The organism is Burkholderia semiarida (assembly GCF_029268935.1).
Lineage (GTDB): Bacteria > Pseudomonadota > Gammaproteobacteria > Burkholderiales > Burkholderiaceae > Burkholderia > Burkholderia semiarida.
On the sequence record NZ_JAHLCL010000019.1, the window covers coordinates 1 to 305 of the forward strand.

2 rRNA genes are annotated in these 305 nt (G+C 50.5%); both read left to right on the top strand.

Features of this window, described 5'->3' with window-relative positions:
- Nucleotides 1–75: ribosomal RNA gene (locus tag KPB06_RS34420) — 23S ribosomal RNA — on the top strand; the annotation flags it as partial.
- Nucleotides 76–230: 155 nt separating this feature from the next.
- Nucleotides 231–305 (top strand): 5S ribosomal RNA (gene rrf / locus KPB06_RS34660); the annotation flags it as partial.

Here is a 305-nt window from a genome sequence, read left to right on the forward strand (position 1 = left end):
CGTTGATAGGTCAGGTGTGTAAGCGCAGTAATGCGTTCAGCTAACTGATACTAATTGCCCGTAAGGCTTGATCCTATAACAAGTCTGCCTTATAGATCTGCGCCGTGTGTAAGCACTGGCCGCGATCCAAAGCGACAAGTTGGATTCTCGTGTGTGATACACACAACTCAAAATTACTGCTTCTTCCCAGATTGGTTCTGTTGGCCACGCCAGCAGAACAACCCTCTTTGCCTGATGACCATAGCGAGTCGGTCCCACCCCTTCCCATCCCGAACAGGACCGTGAAACGACTCTACGCCGATGAT